Origin of the sequence: Novosphingobium beihaiense (assembly GCF_022832375.1) — a bacterium.
Lineage (GTDB): Bacteria > Pseudomonadota > Alphaproteobacteria > Sphingomonadales > Sphingomonadaceae > Novosphingobium > Novosphingobium beihaiensis.
Genome location: NZ_JALHLG010000013.1, coordinates 33240 through 56111, shown reverse-complemented (window position 1 = coordinate 56111; position 22872 = coordinate 33240). Strand labels below are relative to the sequence as shown.

The 22872-nt window shown below is 64.4% G+C and carries 15 protein-coding genes; 5 read left to right on the top strand and 10 right to left on the bottom strand.

All coding sequences use genetic code 11. From position 1 onward, the window contains the following. Positions 1-107: 107 nt before the first annotated feature. From MTR66_RS10880 to MTR66_RS10855, 6 genes are all read right to left on the bottom strand, one after another. Complete coding sequence (locus MTR66_RS10880; protein WP_243920848.1) at positions 108-1190, bottom strand: phosphotransferase family protein; 1083 nt, start codon at positions 1188-1190, stop codon at positions 108-110. A 10-nt stretch (positions 1191-1200) separates the two neighbouring features. Then, positions 1201-1665, bottom strand: a complete 465-nt coding sequence (locus MTR66_RS10875) for a MarR family winged helix-turn-helix transcriptional regulator (protein ID WP_243920846.1) — start codon at positions 1663-1665, stop codon at positions 1201-1203. A gap of 31 nt (positions 1666-1696) precedes the next feature. After that, a complete protein-coding gene (locus MTR66_RS10870) occupies positions 1697-2797 on the bottom strand; it encodes an alpha/beta hydrolase (protein ID WP_243920844.1) in 1101 nt (366 codons plus the stop codon). Positions 2798-2807: 10 nt separating this feature from the next. Next, positions 2808-4388 carry an AMP-binding protein gene (locus MTR66_RS10865; RefSeq protein ID WP_243920842.1) on the bottom strand — a complete coding sequence of 527 codons (1581 nt, stop codon included), beginning with the start codon at positions 4386-4388 and terminating at the stop codon, positions 2808-2810. A 58-nt stretch (positions 4389-4446) separates the two neighbouring features. Next, positions 4447-6993, bottom strand: a complete 2547-nt coding sequence (locus tag MTR66_RS10860) for a penicillin-binding protein 1A (RefSeq protein ID WP_243920840.1) — start codon at positions 6991-6993, stop codon at positions 4447-4449. Positions 6994-7077: 84 nt separating this feature from the next. Next, positions 7078-7947 (bottom strand): N-acetylmuramoyl-L-alanine amidase family protein, encoded by an 870-nt coding sequence (locus MTR66_RS10855; RefSeq protein WP_243920838.1) that lies wholly within the window; start codon positions 7945-7947, stop codon positions 7078-7080. A 623-nt stretch (positions 7948-8570) separates the two neighbouring features. Here MTR66_RS10855 and MTR66_RS10850 point away from each other — a divergent pair. Continuing rightward, positions 8571-11417 carry an Rne/Rng family ribonuclease gene (locus MTR66_RS10850; protein WP_243920836.1) on the top strand — a complete coding sequence of 949 codons (2847 nt, stop codon included), beginning with the start codon at positions 8571-8573 and terminating at the stop codon, positions 11415-11417. 655 nt (positions 11418-12072) lie between these two features. Here MTR66_RS10850 and MTR66_RS10845 read toward each other — a convergent pair. Together MTR66_RS10845 and MTR66_RS10840 are read right to left on the bottom strand one after the other, a co-directional pair. After that, entirely contained in the window at positions 12073-12825 is a 753-nt protein-coding gene (locus MTR66_RS10845) for an SDR family NAD(P)-dependent oxidoreductase (RefSeq protein WP_243920834.1), read from the bottom strand. Positions 12826-12920: 95 nt separating this feature from the next. Further along, positions 12921-13214 carry a hypothetical protein gene (locus tag MTR66_RS10840; RefSeq protein WP_243920832.1) on the bottom strand — a complete coding sequence of 98 codons (294 nt, stop codon included), beginning with the start codon at positions 13212-13214 and terminating at the stop codon, positions 12921-12923. A gap of 186 nt (positions 13215-13400) precedes the next feature. On the opposite strand from MTR66_RS10840, the gene MTR66_RS10835 reads away from it, so the two are divergent. From MTR66_RS10835 to zapE, 4 genes are all read left to right on the top strand, one after another. Then, on the top strand, positions 13401-15359 hold the full coding sequence (locus MTR66_RS10835; protein ID WP_243920830.1) for an energy transducer TonB: 1959 nt from the start codon (positions 13401-13403) through the stop codon (positions 15357-15359). A 313-nt stretch (positions 15360-15672) separates the two neighbouring features. Beyond that, positions 15673-16455 carry a succinate dehydrogenase iron-sulfur subunit gene (locus tag MTR66_RS10830; RefSeq protein ID WP_243920828.1) on the top strand — a complete coding sequence of 261 codons (783 nt, stop codon included), beginning with the start codon at positions 15673-15675 and terminating at the stop codon, positions 16453-16455. A 20-nt stretch (positions 16456-16475) separates the two neighbouring features. Beyond that, the gene (locus tag MTR66_RS10825) at positions 16476-16934 is read left to right on the top strand and encodes a PaaI family thioesterase (RefSeq protein ID WP_243920826.1); all 459 of its coding nucleotides are present in this window, start codon (positions 16476-16478) and stop codon (positions 16932-16934) included. Further along, entirely contained in the window at positions 16931-18046 is a 1116-nt protein-coding gene (gene zapE, locus MTR66_RS10820) for a cell division protein ZapE (RefSeq protein WP_243920824.1), read from the top strand. Before MTR66_RS10825 ends, zapE begins: the two co-directional genes overlap by 4 nt. Positions 18047-18437: 391 nt before the next feature. On the opposite strand, the gene MTR66_RS10815 is transcribed toward zapE, so the two are convergent. Further along, positions 18438-20741 carry an EAL domain-containing protein gene (locus MTR66_RS10815; RefSeq protein ID WP_243920822.1) on the bottom strand — a complete coding sequence of 768 codons (2304 nt, stop codon included), beginning with the start codon at positions 20739-20741 and terminating at the stop codon, positions 18438-18440. 226 nt (positions 20742-20967) lie between these two features. Further along, positions 20968-22863, bottom strand: a complete 1896-nt coding sequence (locus MTR66_RS10810; RefSeq protein ID WP_243920820.1) for an XrtA/PEP-CTERM system amidotransferase — start codon at positions 22861-22863, stop codon at positions 20968-20970. Positions 22864-22872 lie beyond the last annotated feature (9 nt).

Genomic DNA, 22872 nt, shown 5'->3' with positions numbered 1-22872 from the left:
AAGCATGGTGGAGGGGATTGGCGTCCATGCGCAGCCTTGCGTGCGTACGAGAGTCCCCTCCACCATCCGCTTCGCGGACGGTCCCCCTCCCCGTACCGGGGAGGATTTCATGACAGCCTCCGCACTTCGGCGGCGGTTTCCCCGAACACGTTCTCGACAATCCGCGCGAAGAAGCGCCCGGTGTCCTTCGAGAGGATTCCGGCCTCGGCCTGCGCCACCTTGTATTCGAGAAGGCAGCCCGACTTGAACCGCGAAAGGATCGAGAACCAGCGGAAATCCTCTATATTCCGGCCCGTCCCGGCGCAGTAGTAGCGCGCCAGTTCCTGCCGGGTGGGGAAGTGCCCGGGATTGTTGAGCGCGCCCGGGAATTCCTTGTCCGGGTTCTCCTCGTCGCGCATGCCGCCAGTGAACCAGCCGATGTCGATCATCGGATCGCCAATGGTGGAAAGCTCCCAGTCGATCATCGCGGCAAGGCGCGCGGGCGGGCCCCACTGGAACATCATGTTGGGCGTGCCGACATCGCCGTGGATGATGCCGCGCACTTCCTCGGGCAGCTTGGCACCGCGCAGCCATGCCTCGGTTTCGGCATAACCTTCCAGCGTGCGCCCTTCATAGCCGTAGCGCTCCTTGTAGCTCGCGAGCTGGCCGGACCAGCGGTCCACCTGCCGTTCGAGGAACTTGCCCGGCTTGCCGTAATCGCCAAGGCCAATCGCTTCGTAATCGACGTTCGCCAGCTTCACGAGGCCATCGACGATGGCAAAGGGGATGCCGTATTCATAAGGCATCCGGTCGAACGGCGGCTCGTTATGGATTTTCTCGTCGCGCAGGTTGGGAGCCCAGCCATCGACCTTCTCCATCACATAGAACGGCGCGCCCGCCACGCTATCGTCCGGGCAGGAGCCATAGCAGACCGGATGCGGCACATCCGTCTGATTGAGCGCAGTAAGGATACGCGCCTCGCGCAGCACGCCCCGCTCGGCGCCCGGCGGCGGCACTTCGGGCGGGCGGCGCATGACCATGGGCTTTTCGCCGCGGTCGAGCGTGAGCACGACATTGGAGGTGCCGCCCGAAAGCAGCGAAGTCCTGAGCGGCCCGCTGCCCAGTTCGGGCACATGGGCATCGAGCCATTCGGTAAGCGGCCCCACCGGCGCCAGTTTGTCGAGATCGGCTTCCATTGTTCTCTCCGGCATCCTCTCCGCTTCAGCGCGTGCGAAGCTGCGCTTCCAGCTTTCTGCGTATGGCCCGCAGCGCCTGCGCCGCCTCTCGCACCGAATCGAGATCGGCGGCGGGCAGCAGCTCTTCGGCAATGATATCGGCACGCGCATCCAGTTCGCGCTTGAGCGCCAGCCCCTGCGCGGTCGGGCGCAGCAGCGGCGCGCGCTTGTGATCGGGATTGTCCGCCATTTCGATCAGCCCGCCATCGCGCAAGGCATTGGCCGCGCGCTGCACAAGCTGGCGCGCCTGCCCCATCGAACGGCCGATCTGGGCCACTGTGGGGGCCTTCCCGGCCTCTACCACGGCATTGAGCACCATCTGCTCGGAATCGTTGAGCGAACTGTCCTGCCGCGCGGCGGCGAACACGCTGCGCAACCGGCTGTTCAACCGGATGGTCTCATCGACCAGACCGACGAGGGGGTGACGCGACTCGAAGGGCCCTCTCTCCATGACATGATTATGTCATTTTGACACGATCATGTCATTTTGAATGCGCTGAGGTCTCATCCAGCATCGTCCGGGCGATGCGAAGAAAGGCCACGGTATCGTCCTGCGCCGAAGGGATCGCCTTGCGGAAGGTCGTGAAGCCGTGGATCAGCCCCTTGCCTTCGTAATAGGCCGTGGGCACGCCCGCCTCGATCAGCTTGGCGGCATAGGCCCGCCCCTGATCGCGCAACGGATCGAGCGAGGCCGTCACCAGCACCGTCGGCGGCAGCCCGTGAAGATCGCCCAGCAGCGGCGAGGCACGCAGGCTTTGCGGATCGGCGGCATAGAGTGCGTCGAAATTCCCCATGCTCTTCTCGTCGAGCATGTACCCTTCGGCAAAGGCCTTGTCCGAAGGGTACTTCCGGCTGAAATCGGCGGCGGGATAGATCGGGATCTGCATGACCAGCGGCAACGCGGCAGGCTTGTCACGCAGCGCCGCCGCCGTCACCAGCGTCAGATTGCCGCCCGCGCTGTCTCCACTGAGGATCAGGCCGGTGAACATGCGGCCGAAGGCCTTGCCGTTCGCGGCGATCCACCGCGCCGCCGCTTCGCCATCATCGACGGCAGCGGGAAACGGGTTTTCCGGGGCGAGGCGGTATTCGACCGAAACCACCGGAAGATCGAGCTGGCGGGCGATTTCCGCCGCGATCCCCGCATGGCTGTCGATGCTGCCCAGCACGTATCCGCCGCCGTGGTAGAACACCACGACCGGCCCTGGTGCGCGGGCCGCGCGGGTATCGAACAGGCGCAGCGCCATCGGTCCGCCGGGACCGGGCATCGTCACGTCCTTGACCACGGCCATCTCGCCCACCGGCAGGTCCTGCCTGGACATGGCCGCCAGCGCCTCTGGCGGCATCTGGTGGATCTTCATCACCATCTCGCGCGAGAACGGCGGCCTCGGCGCGGCGTAGAAAGCCTTGAGATAGGCCGCCACGTCAGGCCGCACGTAAGGCGCATCCGCTTCGGCAGCCTGCGGATGGGAGGGCACAATGGCGGGAGCATCGGCCACCGCCGGAAGCGCGCAGGCCAGCGCCAGCAGCGCCGCGCCCGTGGCGGTCCAGCGCCGCGCGGCGCGCTTTGCGGATCGTGTCATCATCTCGTTCCCCTCAGACAACGGCAACCGGATTGCCATAAAGCTTGCGCAACTCGTGCTTGGCCAGCTTGCCCGAAGGCAGGCGCGGCAGTTCGCGCACGAATTCATATTCGCGCGGTGCCGTGACCGGCGAAATACGCTCGCGGCACCAGTCCTTCAGTGCCTGTTCCAGCACGGGCCCGGCATCGGCCCAGTCCTTGGGCTGAACCACCGCTTTCACTTTCTCCCCATATTCGGGATCGGCAATGCCCAGCACCGCCACGTCCAGCACTTGCGGGTGGACGATCAGGCAATCCTCGATCGCCTGCGGATAGATGTTCACCCCGCCCGAAATGATCATGAAGTCCTTGCGGTCGGTGAGGTAGAGATAGCCGTCCTCGTCCAGCCTGCCGATGTCGCCCACCGCGAACCAGGTGTCGTGTTCGGGATGTGTGGCCTTGCGCGATTTCTCGGCATCGTTGAGGTAGTTGATACTGCGCCCGCCCGGCGCCTCGAAATAGACCACGCCGCTTTCGCCGGGCGGCAGTTCGCGCCCGTCCTCGCCGCAGATATGGATCGGGCCGAGCGAGGACTTGCCCACCGAGCCCGGCCGTTCGAGCCATTCCTGTGAGGTAATCGCGGTGGCGCCCACGCCTTCGGTGCTGCCGTAATATTCGAAGATGATCGGCCCCCACCACGCGATCATGCGGCGCTTGATCTCCACCGGGCACGGCGCGGCAGCATGGACGGCCATGCGCAGCGAGGAGAGATCGTACCTTGCCCGCACCTCGTCCGGCAGCGCCAGCATCCGCACGAACATGGTCGGCACGAACTGCGCCACGCCCACCTTGTACTTCTCGATCGCGGCGAGCACACCTTCGGCATCGAACTTGCGCTGGGTGACGAAGAGCCCGCCCAGCCGCTGCGCCGTGACCATGCAGGACAGCGGCGCGCCGTGATAGAGCGGCCCGGCATTGAGCGAGACCAGCGGGTCCAGCTCGCGGTAGATTGGCATCACGCCTTCCAGCACATTGAACTCGTCGATCGGGCCCGGCGTGAAGGGCAGGACAATGCCTTTTGGCCGCCCGGTGGTGCCGCTCGAATAGATCATGTGAAAGCCGGAAATCTCGTCCGCCACCGGCTTGGCGGGCATCGCCGCCAGGGCCTCCGCCAGCGGCTCGGCGCCTGCAAGCCCCCCTTCCCCCACGGGATCGCCCGCGTAGTAGACCCGGCTCACGCCCGGCGCGAGGCTCGCCCTGTCACTGGCCAGCGCGCGCGGCGTTTCCCCGATCGAGGCGGAGAGGATCAGCACTTTCGCCCCCGCATCGCCAACAATGTAGGACGCTTCGGCCGGTTTCAGGTGTGTGGAAAGCAGCGTGACGAAACAGCCGCAGCGCGTCGCCCCCCAATAGACCATGGCGAATTCGGGCGAGTTGCGCAGCATCACGGCGATGCGGTCACCCGGCTTCAGCCCCAGCGCGCGCAGCAGTTGCGCCACCCGGTTGGAGCCTTCGTCAAGCTGGCGGTAGGTCAGCGTCTCGCCGGTATCCGCAACCACCAGCGCCAGCGCATCGGGCGCAGTGCGGGCATGACAGGACGGATGATGGCCGGGCATCGTGCTTTTCTCCCAAAAAACCGGACCCGGACGTTTGCCGTCCTGAGCCCCTCGGCAATCAGTATAGCCCGCCCTGCTCCTCCGCAAAGTCCTGTGCCTGAACTCCGGCGGCACGCGCCTTTGCCGCTTCGCGCTCTTCACGCGCCTGCGAGACTTGCGCAACCAGAGCGTCCCGGCGGCGGGTGAATTCATCCTCGGCGGCGTACTGGTTCGGATCGCTGTCCGGCTTGAACGCTTCCCAGATCACCGAAGCCTTGGGCGCATTGCTGGGTTCCACGCCCATCACCGGCTTGCCGGTCACGCGGTCGATGCGCACCATGCGGATGCCCGGCGGCGCCAGCAGCGGATCGTGGCTCCAGCGCGGCAGCGTGGCTTCGACCACATCCTTGAAGATCGGCGCGGAAATGCGCCCGCCCTGCGCCCAGCCGCCCAGCGAGCGCGGCGTGTCGTAACCGACGTAGACGCCGCCCACGTAGTCCTGATTGCCGCCCATGAACCACACGTCGGTCGGGCCGTTGGTGGTGCCGGTCTTGCCGAACAGCGGCAGGTTCAGGCTGCGCAGACGCACCGCGGTGCCGCGCGTGACCACGCCTTCGAGCATGTGGATCACCTGATAGGCGGTATCCGCATCGATCACCTGCTTGCCCTTGCGCTGGATGCGCGGCATCGGCTTGCCGTCCCATTCGGGCATGTTGCACGCGTCGCAATGGCGCGGATCGGAGCGCCAGATCACCTTGCCGTTACGGTCCTGCACATAGTCGATCACCGAGGAAGGATACTGCACGCCGTTGTTCGCCAGCGAGGCATAGGCATTGACCATGCGCGCCACCGTGGTTTCCCCGGCGCCGAGCGCGAAGGACAGGTACGGCTTGTAATCACCGATCCCCATGTTGTGGAACGTCTTGATCACCTTGGGCATGCCGGTGTCATCGGCGATGCGCACCGTCATCAGGTTGCGCGACTGCTCCAGGCCCCAGCGCATGGTATGGCTGCCTGCTCCGCCTTCACCGCCGAAGTTGCGGAAGCACTTCTTGCCGAGCTTCGCGCCCTGATAGACGCAGAACGTGCCATCGAGCACTTGCGTGGCCGGTGTCATGCCGTTCTGCAGCGCGGTGGCGTAGACGAACGGCTTGATCGTCGAGCCCGGCTGGCGTTCGGCCTGCGTGGCGCGGTTGAACGAGCCAAGCCCGAAATCGAACCCGCCCTGCATCGCCAGAATGCGCCCGCTCGCGGGCTGCTCGATAATCATGCCGCCCGAAGCCTCGGGGATCGTGCGCAGCGCCCAGGTTCCCGCGGACACGGGCTCGGCGACGACGAAGTCCCCGGCACGCGCCTTTTCGGCAATGTCCGTCAGCGTGGCGATATTGCCATCGGAAAAGCCGATCCGCCCGGTATCGCCCGACTTGTCGAGAATGACGCCGACGCGCCAGTTCTTGTAGTGGATCGTCTTGTTCGAAACGATCAGCTGGGTCTGCCAGTTTTCCAGATTCTTGATATGCGCGACCGCGCCGCTCCAGCCCCGGCGGCCATGAAAGCTCAGCAGCCCCTTGCGCAGGGAGGCCCGCACGGCCTTCTGCATCTGCGTATCGAGCGAGGTGCGCACCCACAGCCCGCCGGCATAGACGCTGTTCGGGCCATCCTCGGCCTTTTCGCCATAGCGGTCGATCAGGCGGCGGCGCACTTCCTCGACGAAATAGCCGTTGGCCGGATCGTAGCTTTCGGACTGGCGCGGGATCAGGCCCAGCGGCTTGGCCTTGGCGGCATCGGCATCGGCGCGCGAAACCCAGCCGTTCTTGACCATCTCGTCCAGCACCCAGTTACGCCGGGTGATCGCCATGTCCTCGTACTTCTTGCGGCCGTAGCGTTCAGGCGCCTTGGGCAGGATCGCCAGAAACGCGGTCTCGTGCAGGTCGAGATCGCTCACGTCCTTGCCGAAATAGGCCCGTGCCGCAGCCTGCACGCCAAAGCTCTGGCGCCCCAGCGGAATCTCGTTGAGATAGAGTTCGAGGATCTGCTGCTTGGTCAGCACCCCCTCGATACGGTGCGCGACGATCATTTCCTTGAGCTTGCGGGTGACGGAATATTCGTCCCCGATCAGGATGTTCTTGGCCACCTGCTGGGTGATCGTCGAGCCGCCGCGGGCGCGCTGCCCGGACCCATATTTGGAAATATAATCGATCACGGCTCCGGCAAGGCCGGTCACATCGACGCCGCCATGGCTCCAGAACGTCTTGTCCTCGGCCGAGAGAAACGCATTGATCAGCGGCTTGGGAAAATCGGCGAAGCGCAGCTGAACGCGCCGCTCGCGCGCATAGCTGTAGATGATCTCGCCATCGCTGCCGCGCACCATCGTCGGCAGCGGCGGCTGGTATTCCAGCAGCTTGTGCGCATCGGGCAGATCGCGGGTGAGCACGATCCAGAACCCGGCGAGCCCGACCAGGCCCAGCACGCACAGATAGCTGAAACGCCGCAGCCACTTGCTGCCGCGCCAGATCCGGCCCACCGCGCCGAACGGGCCGGAGCCCTCGCGGCGGATGCGGAAGCTTGCGTCTTCGGGCGGCTGCTCGCCGGAACCGGCGCCGTTACTCTGGGTCGGATCGCTCATTGCGCGGGTCCTCTAGCACGCCCGTTTCGCGCAAGGCCAGATGCCAAGAGCGAAAATGCGATGAGCGTCTCCACACGAAGTATCTTAAACGCCTGCTTTGCGGGCGAAATAGATGCGCACGGCCTGCGCCGCCGCACCGGCAATGACGGCCTGCCCTTTCTTCGAACTGAGGAAGGCATAGTCCTGCGCATTGTTGATATAGCCGGTCTCGAACAGGACGGAGGGAATATCCGGCGCCTTGAGAACCGCCAGCGCGGCGGTTTCCACCCGGCCATGGTGCAGCCGGATATCCGCTTCGCGCAGTTCGCGCAGGATCAGGCCGGCCAGATCGGCCGATCCCGCCTGCGCGCCGCGCTGCGACAGATCGAGCAGGATCGCGCCGACATTGGCATTTTCCTGAGAGATCGGAACGCCGTTGATCCGGCCGGCGCCGTTTTCGCGCTCGGCAATGCGCCGGGCTGCCTGGCTCGATCCCTTCTCGGACAGGACATAGACGCTCGCCCCGCGCGCCGAATCGTTTTCCGCACTGTCGGCATGGATCGAGATGAACAGATCGGCATGAAGCCTGCGGGCGATATCCGGCCGGTCTCCCAGCGACACGAAACGGTCCGCATCGCGGGTCAGCGCCACGCGGATGCCGCCGCCGTCCAGCAAATCCTTACGGATCGCTCGCGCGATTTGCAGCGCCACGTCCTTTTCACGCACCGCATCCGCGCCCGCACCGGGGTCAAAACCGCCGTGTCCCGGATCGATCACCACCAGCGGGCGGCTGGAATCGGGCGGCCCGTCCACCCGCGGCAGCCCCACCGGCGCATTCACGCTAGGCAAATCGAAGCGCACCACATAGCGGCCGCCGCCCCCGGCGATCCCCGCCGCCCTGTCGATCACGAACACGGCAACCAGCACCGCCAGGGGCGCGGAAAGGATCACCAGTGTTTGTATTATGCGCGACATTGGCCGCCTTGCTAGGAACAGATTGCGCACACGGCAATCCTGCCCTGGCGGCTTCCCACGGTTTTGGGCCAGACCTCTGGTAAGGAATGGGTAACCATCGCAAGGGTAAAAGCGCCGCAGCCAAGTAACTTGCCGTCACCGGCCTTGAATGCTAGGCCATTCCCATCCCGGGGCCCATGACGCCCTTCGGTCCTAGCAATCCGGCACAAGCATCACCAGATGACACCGGACACAAGGACCCGCCAGGCACACAAACCCGGGGCCTTCGATACCGGAAAATCCGTTTCCGGATCCGAACAGGTTGATGCGAGCCATGAGAAGTCAATTGCCGCTTTGTCTGCCGATGCCCGAAAGGGCGTGGGCGGTATGGCCGCAATTCTCCGCGCGTTCGATTTCGCCGCGCGATCTTCCTCTCGCAGACACGCACGCTGCCTTCGTTGCAGCCGATACGTTAGCTACATCCGGGGCGCTGGATTGCCCCGAATTCGTTTTTACCTCAGCCCCTGGAACGAAGCCTCCCGCCGCATCCGGCGCGGGCCGCATTCGTCCATCGGGCCTCATTGAACAGAACCGCGCCTCCCAGGCTGATCCGGCCGGGACCGGGCGCGTATGGAGATCACACAATGGCAACGCGCATGCTCATCGATGCGCGCCACCCGGAAGAAACGCGGGTGGCGGTACTCAAGGGAAACCGCATTGAAGAGTTCGATTTCGAATCGACCGAACGCAAACAGATAAAGGGTAACATCTACCTGGCGAAGGTGACGCGCGTCGAACCTTCGCTGCAGGCGGCCTTTGTCGATTTCGGCGGGAACCGTCACGGTTTCCTGGCTTTCAGCGAAATCCACCCCGACTACTATCAGATTCCGAAGGAAGACCGCGACGCGCTGCTGGCCGAAGAAGCCGAACTGCGCGCGAGCGAAGAGGAAGACGACGACGATGACGACAACGCCGAGAACGAGGACTTCGACGACGGCGGCCTGACCGAAGTCGACACTTCCGAAAAGGACGAAGTCGCCACGATCGAGGACGGCAACGTCGAAAACGGCTTTTCCGAAAACGGCGAAGGCGAGGAAGACGCTGCCGAGGACACCGGCAACCGCGGCCGCCGCGGCCGGGGCCGTGGCCGCCGCAATTCGGGCCGCTCCAAGGAAGCCGACGAAGCGCGCGCCAAGCGTCTGGCCCTGCGCCGCCGCTACAAGATCCAGGACGTCATCCACCGCCGCCAGGTGCTGCTGGTGCAGGTCGTCAAGGAAGAGCGCGGCAACAAGGGCGCGGCGCTGACCACCTACCTCAGCCTCGCGGGCCGCTATTGCGTGCTGATGCCCAATTCGAGCCATGGCGGCGGCATCAGCCGCAAGATCAGCTCGGCCAGCGACCGCAAGCGGCTCAAGACGATCATTTCGGAACTGAGCCTGCCCCGCTCGATGGGCTGCATCGTGCGCACCGCCGGCCTCCAGCGCACCAAGACCGAGATCAAGCGCGATTTCGACTATCTCGCCCGCCTGTGGGACGAGCTGCGCGAAAAGACGCTCCATTCGGCCGCGCCCATGCTGATCCATTCGGACAGCGACCTGATCAAGCGCGCCATCCGCGACATCTACAACCGCGATATCGAGGAAGTGGTTGTAGAAGGCGAGGAAGGCTACCGCGCCGCCAAGGACTTCATGAAGCTGCTGATGCCCAGCCATGCGCGCCGGGTGAAGCCCTATGCCGATCCGGTGCCGCTGTTCCAGCGCTATGGCGCCGAGGATCAGCTTACCGCGATGTACGATCCGGTCGTGCAGCTCAAGAGCGGCGGCTACATCGTCATCAACCCGACCGAGGCGCTGGTCTCGATCGACATCAACTCGGGCCGCTCGACCAAGGAGCACGGCATCGAGCAGACGGCGGTCGCCACCAACATCGAAGCCGCGCATGAAATCGCCCGGCAGCTGCGCCTGCGCGACATGGCCGGCCTCGTCGTCATCGACTTCATCGACATGGAGTACGGCTCCAACGTCCGCAAGGTCGAGAAGGCGATGAAGGACGCGCTCAAGAACGACCGCGCGCGCATTCAGGTCGGCCGCATTTCCAGCTTCGGCCTGATGGAAATGAGCCGCCAGCGCCTGCGCACCGGCGTGCTCGAAGCCACCACCCGCTCCTGCCCGCACTGCGACGGTTCGGGTCTGGTCCGCACCGCCAGCTCCGCCGGGCTTTCGGCGCTGCGCCTGATCGAGGACGAAGCGGCCAAGGGCAAGGGCGTGATCGTCACGCTGTTCGCTTCCACCGAAGCGGCCGTCTACTTGCTCAATGCCAAGCGTTCGGACCTCGCCGACATCGAGGCGCACTATGGCGTTTCGGTCGAAGTGATCCCCGAAGGCGAGAACGAAGGCGCCAAGATGCGCGTCATGTCGTCGGGCCCGCGCAACGAGTTCGTGCCCCGCTTCGAGCCGATTACCGAAGACATCGACGAGGACTATCCCGAAGAGGATGAGGATGAGGACGAGGCCGAGGACACGCAGGATCGCGCGTCCGATGACGGCGATGGCTCGGGCCGCCGCAAGCGCCGCAAGCGCCGCCGGGGTGGCCGCAACCGCAACCGCAGCGACGAACAGGGCGCCGAAGACACCGCCGAAAGCGAGGCCGAAAGCGAGGAAGACGGCGCCGAGGACGAAGCTGACGCCGAGACCGTAAGCGCCGAAGGCGAAGACGGCGAGGCACCGCGCAAGCGCCGCCGCCGGGGTGGCCGCCGCCGCCGTGGCCGCCGCAATGGCGAGAACGGCGAAGCAGGCGCAGAGGGCAGCGAAGACGCGGATGAAACCGCCGAAGCCGCAGAGGTTTCCGAACCTGCAGCGGAAGCACCGGCTGCCGAGGAAGCTCCGGCTCCCGAGCCTGCCGCCGAAGCCCCTGCGGAGGAAGCTCCGGCAGCCGAGGCGCCTGTGGCAGAGGCTCCGGCCAAACCCAAGCGCACCCGCCGCAAGAAGGCGGCCCCTGCGGCAGAGGAAGCTCCGGCTGCCGAACCGGCCGCCGAAGCCCCTGCGGAGGAAGCCCCGGCCAAGCCCAAGCGCACACGCCGCAAGAAGGCCGACACCGCAGAGGCCGCTCCGGCCACCGAGGCTCCTGCCGCTGACGCGCCCGCCGAGGAGGCTCCGGCCAAGCCCAAGCGCACACGCCGCAAGAAGGCCGACACTGCAGAGGCTGCTCCGGCTGCCGAGGCTCCGGCCGCCGAAGCCGCTGCGGAGGAAGCTCCGGGCAAGCCCAAGCGCACCCGCCGCAAGAAGGCCGATACCGCAGAGGCCGCTCCGGCTGCCGAACCGGCTCCGGAAGCACCCGCAGAGGCCCCTGCCGCCGAAACCGCCGAGGTTCCGGCCGCTGCGAACGACGCCAACGGCAACAGCGAGGCCGGTGCCGAAACCGCTTCGGAGAACGCATCCGAAGACGGCGAAGCCCCGCGCCGCGGCTGGTGGCAGCGCACGTTTGGCAACTAAGCCGGGCGTCAACGCCTGAAATCGAAAAAGGGCCTCTCGCTCCTGCGAGGGGCCCTTTCTCTTTGGTACGCACATGTTTTCCCCGCGCCGGCCCATCGAGAAGATGCGCGGGAGGTTTGCGAATTCGTCCTAGAGCGTGATAGTTTTACTTTGAATCGTCATTGCAAGGCCCGAATGGCCAAAGCAATCCAAAGCGCAGTGGCACCAATCTGGATTGCTTCGCTTCGCTCGCAATGACGAGTAGTTCACTCAAAGGTGATCACGCTCTAGTGTGATGGAAACGAAGTTCATATCATAAGTCGTCGCCCCCGCGCAGGCGGGGGCCCCGCTATCTTTTCTTACGCTATACCGCCAAGAGCGGGATCCCCGCCTGCGCGGGGATGACGGAAAATCGTGATGCGAAGTTCAGTTCCGTCATACTAGGCCGTAAACTCATAAACGGCACCACCGAGGCGCCCGCCGGGAAGGCTGGTTGCCTTTTCAAGGGCGCTTTGGTTCGAGATGGAAGCCAATCGGGCGTCCCGAAGGGATTTGACCAAAATGGCCCATCGCTGCGTCGAGAAGTCTTGAAATATCGACATATTCCTTCGCCTTCTCTCCTTGCGCTGAGCCATTTTGCCTCAAACCTCGGTGGTGCCGTTTATGAGTTTACGGCCTAGACGCCCGCTGCCATGCCGCCCGTCACGCGCAGCGTTTCGCCGGTCACGAAGCGGGCCTTGTTCGAAGCCAGATAGAGCAGCGCATCGACGATATCCTGCTCCAGCCCGTCTCCGGCGATAAGCTGCATCGCCTGCACCCGCGCCTTGGTCGCTTCGGGCAATTCCTTGCGGATCGTGTCGGTCAGCATGAGGCCCGGCGAAATCGCATTCACGCGAATGCCGTCCACGCCCAGTTCGCGCGCGAAAGTGATCGTCAGCCCGGCCACCGCCAGCTTGCTGTCGCCATAGGCCGAACCGCCCATATGCGCCGCACTCGATGAAATATTGACGATCGAGGCCCCTGCCCGTCCCTTCATGTGCGGATGCGCCGCCAGTGTGCAGCATGCCACGCCGATCACGTTCACCTCGAACAGGCGGCGCACCTTGGACAGGCCCATTTTCAGGATCGGCTGGCCATACTCGTCCGAATGCAGCCCGGCGTTATTGACCAGCAGATCGATCCCGCCATTCGCCTTCGCCGCCTGCGCCATGACTTCGGCCATGCGCGCTTCATTGGTGACATCGCCGCCCAGCCCTTCGGCCGAACCGCCCGAGGCGCGGATGTCCGCCGCGGCGGCGTCCGCTTCCGCCGCATCGATATCCACCAGCACCACATGCGCGCCTTCTTTCGCAAGCGCCACACCGAATGCCTTGCCGAAACCGCGGCCGCCGCCGGTGATCACCGCCGTGCGCGCATTCCATTCGCTCATTTCGCAACCTCTCCCGATAAAATACCGCCGCAAGGCAAGCACTTCGCAGGCCGTCCGCGCAAGAGCCTTGCCGCCCGGGCACATCGCTCCTGCGGTTACGGCACGCGGCGATCGCAAGTGCGGCGCATGGCGGTCAGGGCCTTTGGCGTCACCGGGCGGGCCCAGCGCGCGCATGCCCTGCCCTGTGCATCGAGCAGCACGGCATAAGGATACCCGGCCAGGTCCGGCGCATAAGTCTGCCGCAACCGCCCTGCCCGTTCCATCGAGGCGATCTCGGCCGTTTCCGGCCGGTCGAACCGGAGGCGTTCGATACCGGTATCGCTCCACGCGATCACGATGCGGTCTGAAGGCGCGGCCGCTGCCAGCGCTTTCAGGCCGCGCAGTTCCACGAGGCAAGGTGCACACCAACTCGCCCCAAACAGGACAAGCGTGTGCGAACGGCTTGCCGCCCATGACGGAACAGATGACGAAATCATGGCAAAGCCCAATAAAATCAAACGCGTGATAGACAGTTCCGGCATGCCTTATTACTACGTCCAACGAAGCCTGTTGGGCAAGTACAAGGGGAACATGCCATGCTTTCGCTGATGCTGCTTGCAGCAGCTGCCGCCACAACTGCAGCACCGGCTGAGACCAAGGCCCCCACACTGCAACAGCGCTTCGACACGGCCACCGATCTTGCCCTGTCAGAGAAGTGCGCCGAGGCAGTGCCTCAGTTCGAAGCGCTGGAGCGCAATCCCCAAGTCAAACCGGGCACGCTGCCCGCCGCCGCGATCGCAGTGCGCAAGGGCGTTTGCCTGGCCAAGCTCGGCCGCCATGACGAAGGCGAGCGGGCGATAGCCCTGGGGCTTCCTGTCTTGCAGAAGGCCGGGCCGCAATTCGACGCAGACGTTTCCGAAGCGCTGCAGATGCTGGGCGTCCTGGCCTATGCACGCTCCGACTATCCGCGCGCCAAGCACTATCTGCAAATGGCGCTGGAAAAACGGAAAGGGCCTGCGCGCCTCACCATTCTTTCCCGCCTGGCCAAAGTGACCGCGTTCGATGGCGATGCCGCCGCGCTGGAACCGGCAGCAGAAGGGTTGCGGATCCTCTCCGCCCAAAAAGAACCCAACAAGGACACGCTGGCCGCCTTTCACACCCTGCACGCCCGCGTGCTGCTCAATCAGGGCAAGTCCGAGGAGGCGTACACCGAACTCAAGCAAGCGCTTTCGCTCAGCGGCGGGCTGTCCCTGCGCACAACGCTGAACGAAGTCTCGCTGCGCAGCGATCTGGCCATGGCGGCCATGCTCACCGGCAAGACCGACGCGGCCCGCAAGTACCTCGCCTACACGGGCGCCGGGCGTTTCGAGGAAGCCTCCTTCACCAAGGGCAAATCGATGACCCCGCCCCTGTGCGGCACCGAAACCGGCCTGCGCCCCGATGACGTGGCCGTCGTGGAATTCGGCATTGGCGAGGATGGCTATGTCACCAATGCCCACACGGTCTATTCGCGCGGGGGGCCGCAAGTCGCCGCCGCTTTCGAACGCGCCGTGTCGCAATGGTACTGGGACCCGCAGGACGCCGCCAAAATTCCCGCGTTCTACCGCCTGCTCACCCGTATCGAATTGCGGTGCAGCACGGCCTTTGCAGACCGGCCGGGGTTATGGTCCCCGCTGAACGGGCGCTTTCAGACCTGGGCCGCCAAACAGCTGCCCGCAGGCACGCAGGGCATCCCGGATCGCGCGACGATGCTGGAAACGCTGCACCGGCTCGCCTCGGACGAAAGCGGCACGGCGCATGCACGCATTGCCGCCCTGGGGATGCTGTTCGCCCACGACACGATTGCCCCCGTCACACAGCGGACCGGCTGGATCGACACGGCGCTGAGCCTTGCCGGGACCGGCCCGATTCCGGTGGAGCAGGCGAACTGGCTGCGCATTTCCCGCCAGGTCGCGCTGGCAAAGGAAGACGGCCGCATGTCAGACCGGACACGCGAAGCCTTGCTGGCGCTGGCGCAGCAGCCGGAAATCGCCGGAGACCCGCTGGCGGCCGATACCCTGCGCCTCTACGCGGCAGGAACCTCGATCAAACAGAAGCTGAAGCAGTCTGACGAGGTTATCGGCGAAGTCGCGCACGATGACCGGCTCGACGCGCACCATCCGCTGCGCCAGATCGCCTGGATGACGCTGGCGAACAAGGCCGCAAAGGACGGCGATCTGGCCGCCGCGAAGGCCAATTTCCAGAAGACGGGGCTGACGGAAGAGCAATGCGCCCTGCTCAGCCTGCCCCCCGCCATCCGCCGCACCAACGTCGGCTATGGCGACTACCCCCAATCGGCGGCGGCAATGGGTTTCGAAGGCTGGGTCCAGCTCGAATACGATATCGGCGCGGATGGCAACACGGCCAATGTCCGCCCGGTCATTGCCTATCCGGCGCTGATTTTCGTGAAAGCCGCTCAGGCGATCGGCGAGAATGTGAAGTACGAATGGAGCTACCGTCCCGGCGGCGCCACCGCGTGCAGCGCCAATTCCAACACGATCATCTTTCACATGTAACGCCCGGCTGCCGTCCAAGACCGCGCGACTCCACGAAAAAATGACAATGAGAACGGTGCTTTCGCGTACCGGCCAATCCGCGCTGCGTGCTCCCGGTTCGATGCTTCACGCACGGAAAGGCCCTGCACCCAGACATTAAACTATTCTATATCAGATAGTTAACATAACATCCCACATCCCGGCGTCCGCCACGGTCCATCGAAAGCCGATCTGCGATTCCGCCACTCTGCCTCTTGCCCCGCGCGGCTGAATCGCTAGAGGGGACCGGTAGTCGCGGTTTATGCCGCAGTTGCGAGATCACGGGGATTTTTTCATGGCGCAGTTCTCTCTCCCGGCCGACAGCAGGATCAAGAAGCAGGGCAAGGTCCACAAGGCCGAAGGTGCGACCAAGGTGAAGAAGTTCACCGTCTACCGCTACGATCCGGACTCGGGCGAGAACCCGCGTTACGACACGTTCGAGATCGATCTCGACAAGTGCGGCCCGATGGTCCTCGACGCGCTCATCAAGATGAAGAGCGAGATGGACCCGACGCTGACGTTCCGCCGCTCTTGCCGCGAAGGCATCTGCGGTTCGTGCGCCATGAACATGAACGGCGCCAACGGCCTTGCCTGCACCACCGCGATCGAGGATCTGAAGGGCAACGTGCGCATCACGCCGCTGCCGCACATGGACGTGGTCAAGGACCTCGTCCCCGATTTCACGCATTTCTATGCGCAGTACGCCTCGATCCGCCCCTGGCTGCAGACCGTCTCGACCACGCCCTCGGGCAAGGAGCGCCTGCAGAGCCCCGAACAGCGCGAGCAGTTGGATGGCCTCTACGAGTGCATCCTGTGCGCCTGCTGCTCCACCTCGTGCCCGAGCTACTGGTGGAATTCGGACAAGTTCCTCGGCCCGGCGATCCTGCTGCAGGCCTACCGCTGGCTGGCCGACAGCCGCGACGAAACGACCGGCGAGCGTCTCGACGAGCTGGAAGATCCCTTCCGCCTCTACCGCTGCCACACCATCATGAACTGCGCCAACGTGTGCCCCAAGGGCCTCTCGCCCGCACGCGCCATCGCAGAAATCAAGAAGATGCAGGCCGAGCGTCAGGTCTGAGGCTCCCTGCGGCTTCCTAAGTGACGGACAATAGCGTTTTCGCCTACGGGCCATCGCCGGACTATCCGGGGTGGCACACGTGGAATCTGACGGACCCCACGCGCTTCAACAGCGCCGCACTGGGTCCGATGCTGGTGCGCGCCGAGGGCGAACGCTCCGCCCGCCTGCGCCTGATCGCGCCGGGCCGGCAGCACAGCAATGTGCATGACAATATCCACGGCGGCGCCACCCTTGCGCTCATCGACGTTGCCATGTTCGCGGGCATCTACGTTACGCTGGGCGCCGACGCGGCCGGTGCGGTAACGCTCGATCTTCACAACCAGTTCGTCGGCGCGGGCATTGTTGGCCAGCCGCTCGATGCGGTTGTGGAAGTGGTGAAGGAAACCCGCCGCCTGGTGTTCCTGCGCGGCACGGTGGAACAGGGCGATCATCTGGTCGCGAACTTCATCGGCACCCTCAGAAAGCCCAGCGCGCGATGACCGCCATGCTCGAACGCTACGAGGCGCTGGTGGCCACCGGCGAGCTGCGCTCCGATCCCGAGCAGGAAGCGGCGGCCGAACGGCTCAACCGGCTGCAACGCGAACTCTACAAGGCGACCGCATCGACCGGCCTGATCGGCAAGCTGCTGGGCAAGAAGCCCGCACCGCCGCGCGGCATCTACATGTGGGGCGGCGTCGGGCGCGGCAAGTCGATGCTGATGGACCTGTTCGTCCAGACGCTCGATATCCCGGAAAAGCGCCGCGTGCACTTCCACGCCTTCATGCTGGAAGTCCACGGTCTGCTGCGCGAGGAGCGCAAGAAGGAAACCGGCGATCCGATCCCGCCGGTTGCCGCCGCCCTTGCCCGCAATATCCGCTGCCTCGCGTTCGACGAAATGGTCGTCAACAATTCGGCCGATGCGATGATCATGAGCAGGCTGTTCACGCACCTGATCGAGAACGAGGGCGTGACGATCGTCACCACCTCCAACCGCGCGCCGTCCGAACTCTACAAGGACGGGCTCAACCGCGAGCACTTCCTGCCGTTCATCGCGCTGATCGAGCGCGATCTCGACGTGATGACGCTGAACGGCCCCACCGATTACCGGCTGCAGCGCCTGGGCGGCATGGCGACCTGGCACATGCCGCTGGGCGAACCCGCCACCGAACAGGCGCGCGAGGCGTTCTACCGCCTGACCGACTATCCGCCCGAAGACGCTGAACATGTGCCGTCCGCCGATATCGACGTGGGCGGCGGACGCCTGCTCCACGTTCCCAAGAGCCTGAAAGGCGTGGGCGTATTCAGCTTCAAACGCCTGTGCGGGGAAGCGCGCGGGGCATCGGACTATCTCGCCATTGCGCGGGCCTATCACTCGGTCATTCTGGTCGGCATCCCGAAAATGGGCCCGGACCGGCGCAACGAGGCCGCGCGCTTCGTCACGCTGATCGACGCGCTTTACGAGAACAAGGTCAAGCTGATCGTGGCCGCCGATGCCTCACCGGAAGAACTCTACCAGGCCGGAACCGGACGCTTCGAATTCGAGCGCACCGTCAGCCGCCTGAACGAAATGCAGAGCGCCGACTACCTTGCGATGGGCCACGGCGAAGGCTGATTGGTTAACGAGTCCCGAATCGGGGCAGCGTGCACCGGCTATTTCGGCGCCCATTTCCGGACAGTATCCCCTGCCTCACGCAAAACATGAGAACGGCCTCCACCCGTTCCAGGGGAGTATTCCGCACTATTCCAAGAATAGTCGAATATAAATATCGACCTCGAAACAGAAAAGGCGCCTTCAAGAAGGCCTGAACCTTCTCAAAAGCGCCTTTCTGTTTGTTGCGGAAAACTGCTCCGAAGAACAGCTTTACCTGGCAAGTGGTAGGATCAGAGACCCCAGTGACCACCGCCCCAGAAACCTTCAACCATTGTATTTCCCCATGTGAACAGCCGCAACCAGCGCGGCTGATGCAATGGTTAACAATGAGTTAAGAGGTTTTCAAGGATTTTTAACCAATCTTAAGAACCTTGGGCTGGGCAATCTGCTCAAGCAATTCCCGAAACGGGACAGGGCGGCTGAGGAAATAGCCCTGGATCACGTCGCAGTGCAGTTCCTTGAGTATTTCCAGCGCCGTCGCGGTTTCGACACCCTCCGCCACCACCGTGCGATCGAGCGAATGGGCCATGTCGATGATCGACTGCACCAGCAGCAGATCTTCCTTGTTCGTTTCCATCGAGGAAACGAAGACCTTGTCGATCTTCACTTCGCTGGCCGGCAGGTAGCGCAGATAATCGATCGTCGCGTTTCCAGTGCCGAAGTCGTCGATCGACAGGCGAAGTCCTGATCGTACCAGGCGCTGCAGCATCTGGAATGTGCGCGAGCTGCGATCCAGACGATCGGTCTCTGTGATTTCCAGAATCAGCCGGTCCGTGGGAAGACCGTGCTCCACGAGAATATCCGAGATCATGCCCGGAAGCCCCGGGTTACGGAGCAGCTGGGCCGAAATATTGACGGAAATGGTCAGATCGTGGCCCATCCGCTGCAATTCCACCCCCGTGCGGACGGCATCGTTGATCACGAACCGCGTGATCCGTTCGATCCGGTGGAATTCCTCGGCAATGCGGATGAACTTTTCGGGGCTGATCGGCCCGCGTTCCGGGTGCGTCCAGCGCACCAGCGCCTCGGCGCCGGTGATCCGATTGGCCTTCAAGTCCAGCTTGGGCTGATAGGCAACCCAGACCTCGCCATTGTCGATGGCACGATCCAGCGAGGTCAACAGCGAGATTTCCCACTGCGCCTCGTGTTTGCGGTTGTCGTTCTGATAGACCAGTTCGTCGTTGCGCACTGCCTCTTCGGCGCCCTGCATGGCGCTGGCGATACGGCTCGCCATCGGCCGGTCGAACTCGGAATCGATCCCGCAATTGAACGACAGATCGATGTCTAGCCCGCCGACCTGAATGCCGTTCTGGACGATGCGGTGCAGGCCTTCCAGGTTCTCGAACAGGTCGAACGTGCTGCGGATGTTCGAAAGCCAGACGAACATGCCGCCCTCGTGATAGACGGCAACCGGCTCATCGCTGATGCGGATGCGGCGCACGATTTCGTTGGCAAATTCCGCTTCGACATGTTCGGCGAAGCTGCCGATGATCGCGCCATAATTGCGGATTTTCAGTGCAACGAGAATCTTGGGCGAAAGCACTTCCGAGTTCCGCAGCGCCTGAACGCTGGGGAGCCCCGATCCGGCATTCGTCTCACCCGCCACTTCCACGCGATCGAGATTTCGCATGCGGATGACGGCGACCAGCGCCGAAGCAAAGGCGGGCACCACTTCCACCGACATTCTGATCATGTCGAGCAGGAAGGGCACGGCGACCAGAATGAAGACGAGACCGGTAAACCGGTACACGTCGAGCACGCGCCCGCGCTGCAGCCCCGAAGCGATGATAATCAGCGCCATAAGCCACGGCGGAAACCAGCCCAGTTCCCTGGGCACTCCGGCTCGCAGCGTCTCTGCCCCGATGGCATGGAGATAGCCGCCCGGAGCATCGATCCTCTGGCCCGGAATGTACTGGGTATCGTTGAACACCGCCGATGCGGGGATGATCAGGACCGTCTTCCCTTTCACCACCGAAGACTTGAACTGCCCGCGAAGCACATCGACGTAGCTAAGCGCCGGGAACGTGCGCACCCGGATCGAATAATCCGGAAAATACAGCCGGTTGGTGGAACCATCGACACCCGATATGGCCGCCGAAAGCGATGGAATCTTTCCGATCGGGCTATCGGAAGCCAGTGGCATCCCGACGTTCAAATTGAACGGCGCATGATAGATCAGCAGCGAAACAACACCGGCGTGCTCACGGTACTTCTCAAGCGGCAGCCGGCTGGCATAATTGCCTGCTTCGCCCTTGCCGCCCGGAATGGCGCCGAGGAAAACCTGCCCAGGATGGGCTTTCAAGGTATCGACGAATTTGCTGTCCTGTTCCTTGCTGCCGGGCACGGCAAACGGGCGGTCGAAAAACACGCGCGATGCGCCAGCCTTGAACAGGGACGTGAGAACGTCTGCGTCATTGCCATGATTGACGTCGATTGCGCCAAGGCCCTCCAGCGTGTGGTTGTCTATCGTCACTACAACGATATCGCCGCTGGCGTCCTTTTCCTGCGCCCAGAACCGCAAGTTGCGCAGGGCATCTTCCGCCGGCTCGGCAAAACCGGTCACGCCGATCAGCAGGCCTGTCAGCGCGGCCCAGAACACGATCCGGGCGCGGGCGCTCTTCCAGAGCCGGGTGAAGTTGGTCCAGAGTTCAGCCATGGCCGAAAGGGCTTTCCGCAAGGCTGGGCAATGTCATGCCGGCACGCGCCATCGCCGCGGAAAGCGTCCGCTTTTGCTGGCAAAGATGGCGTTCACATTGGTTCATGCACGTCCCGTATTGACGCTCAGATTTCACCGGTAGGGCAAATTTCCTAAGAATCAGTATCGTTAATATAGCAAGAACGACGGTGTCCCGGCGCGCGCACCGCTGCAGCAGCGGCCAACTTCACCCGATGCCCAGCCGGACGAACGCCTTTTCCAGCATCAAAAGCTGCCACAGCAGACGGGAATTGTCCGATATTCCGGACAGATGCGCGTCAACAAGCGCGCCCATCCGCCGCGTATCGAACCAGCCGGTGCGGGCCAGGGTTGTGCTGGCGGCGATATCCCGCGCGGTCTGCGCCAGAGGGCCGCGAAACCATTGGGCGATGGGCGTGACGAAGCCCTGCTTCGGCCGGTAGAGCACATCGTCGGGCAGGAAACGCCGCATCGTCTGCTTCATCAGCCACTTGCCCTGCCCGCTGCGCACCCGCATCGATTCCGGCAGCGCAGCGGCGAATTCGAGCAGGCGGTGATCGAGCAGCGGCTCGCGCGCTTCGAGGCTGACGGCCATGCTGGTGCGATCGGTCTTGGTGAGGATATCGCCCGGCAGCCAGACCTTGAGGTCGGCATATTGCGCCCGGTCCAGCCCCGAGCGCGCAGGCGCTGAGCGCATCACGTCCATCAGCGGCTGCTCTGCCCGGTAATCGCCGCGCAGCCGCAGGAAAGCCTCGGAATAGAGGCCTTCGCGCAGTTCCGGCGGCGTCACCGACAGGGCGCAGGCATAGCCTTCGGCGCTGTCTCCCGCCAGCGAGAGCAGCGTCGTCTTGGCGCGCAGCGGCCGGGGCGCCCAGTCAGCCTTGGGATAGACCGCCCCCAGCGCGCCGAACACCGGGCCGCGCAGCCCTTGCGGCAGCAGCGAGCGGACGCGATCCTCGTTGTACTGGAACATGTGGCGGCGATAGCCCGCCAGCGCCTCGTCCGCCCCGTCTCCGGACAAGGCGACCGTCACCGATTCCCGCGCAAGCTGGCACACCCGCCAGGTTGGCAGAGCCGAGGCATCGGCGAAAGGCTCGCCGAACATGCCCGCCAGCAGGTCCGCCGCCTCGAAATCGTCGGGAGAGACGAGCCGGGAGGCGTGATCGGTGTGATACTGCTGCGCGACCTTGGAGGCATAGGCGCTCTCGTCCAGCGCGGCGACATCGAAGCCGATCGAACACGTCCGCACCGGCTGCGCGCTGGCCTCGGCCATCAGCGCGACGACACTGGAGCTGTCCACCCCGCCCGAAAGGAAGGCACCCAGCGGCACGTCCGCCACCATGCGCGAGGAGACCGCCTGCCGCATCAGGTGCAGCAGTTCGGCCTCCAGATCGGCGGCCTTGCCCTTGTGCCTGTGCTCGAAGGAGATGTCCCACCATTGGCGGGGAGACGGCATCGGCGCGCCGTGGCGCAGCAGCAGCGAATGCCCCGCGGGCAGCTTCGCCACGCCTTTCAGGATCGCGCGGTGATCGGGGACGTAGCCCCACGCCAGATAGTCCTCCACCGCCAGCGGATCGATCTCCCGCCGCAGCAGCGGATGCGCCAGCAGCGCCTTCAGTTCAGACCCGAAAGCCAGGCTGCCATCGCTGAGCGGCGCGAAGTAGAGTGGCTTCACGCCCAGCCGGTCGCGCGCGAGGAACAGCGTGCGGGCATCGCAGTCGTAGACCGCAAAGGCGAACATGCCGTGCAGCCGGGTGACGCAATCGGGGCCCCAGCGCTGCCAGGCGGCCAGGATCACTTCGCTGTCGCCATCGGTGCGGAAATGGGCGCCTGCCTCTTTCAGTTCCTGGCGCAGCTCGCGGTAATTGTAGATCTCGCCATTGAACACCAGCATCGCGCGGCCATCGGGCGAGGCCATCGGCTGCGGCGAACCGGCCAGATCGATGATCGAGAGGCGGCGGTGCCCCAGCCCCACGCCGGGCGCGGTCCACACCCCCTGCCCGTCCGGCCCGCGGTGCGCGATGGCATCGCACATGCCCTCAACCCGTGCGGGATCGACCGGCTTGGGCGTTTCCAGATGAAAGATACCGGCGATACCGCACATGGCAGGCAG

What these genes read in the sequence shown, in the direction of transcription:
- MTR66_RS10855 (WP_243920838.1), bottom strand. Translation starts at nt 7,947, where the DNA reads ATGTCGCGCATAATACAAACACTGGTGATCCTTTCCGCGCCCCTGGCG.
- MTR66_RS10880 (WP_243920848.1), bottom strand. Translation starts at nt 1,190, where the DNA reads ATGCCGGAGAGAACAATGGAAGCCGATCTCGACAAACTGGCGCCGGTG.
- MTR66_RS10845 (WP_243920834.1), bottom strand. Translation starts at nt 12,825, where the DNA reads ATGAGCGAATGGAATGCGCGCACGGCGGTGATCACCGGCGGCGGCCGC.
- MTR66_RS10830 (WP_243920828.1), top strand. Translation starts at nt 15,673, where the DNA reads ATGGCGCAGTTCTCTCTCCCGGCCGACAGCAGGATCAAGAAGCAGGGC.
- MTR66_RS10815 (WP_243920822.1), bottom strand. Translation starts at nt 20,741, where the DNA reads ATGGCTGAACTCTGGACCAACTTCACCCGGCTCTGGAAGAGCGCCCGC.
- MTR66_RS10860 (WP_243920840.1), bottom strand. Translation starts at nt 6,993, where the DNA reads ATGAGCGATCCGACCCAGAGTAACGGCGCCGGTTCCGGCGAGCAGCCG.
- MTR66_RS10865 (WP_243920842.1), bottom strand. Translation starts at nt 4,388, where the DNA reads ATGCCCGGCCATCATCCGTCCTGTCATGCCCGCACTGCGCCCGATGCG.
- MTR66_RS10810 (WP_243920820.1), bottom strand. Translation starts at nt 22,863, where the DNA reads ATGTGCGGTATCGCCGGTATCTTTCATCTGGAAACGCCCAAGCCGGTC.
- MTR66_RS10870 (WP_243920844.1), bottom strand. Translation starts at nt 2,797, where the DNA reads ATGATGACACGATCCGCAAAGCGCGCCGCGCGGCGCTGGACCGCCACG.
- MTR66_RS10850 (WP_243920836.1), top strand. Translation starts at nt 8,571, where the DNA reads ATGGCAACGCGCATGCTCATCGATGCGCGCCACCCGGAAGAAACGCGG.
- zapE (WP_243920824.1), top strand. Translation starts at nt 16,931, where the DNA reads ATGACCGCCATGCTCGAACGCTACGAGGCGCTGGTGGCCACCGGCGAG.
- MTR66_RS10835 (WP_243920830.1), top strand. Translation starts at nt 13,401, where the DNA reads ATGCTTTCGCTGATGCTGCTTGCAGCAGCTGCCGCCACAACTGCAGCA.
- MTR66_RS10875 (WP_243920846.1), bottom strand. Translation starts at nt 1,665, where the DNA reads ATGGAGAGAGGGCCCTTCGAGTCGCGTCACCCCCTCGTCGGTCTGGTC.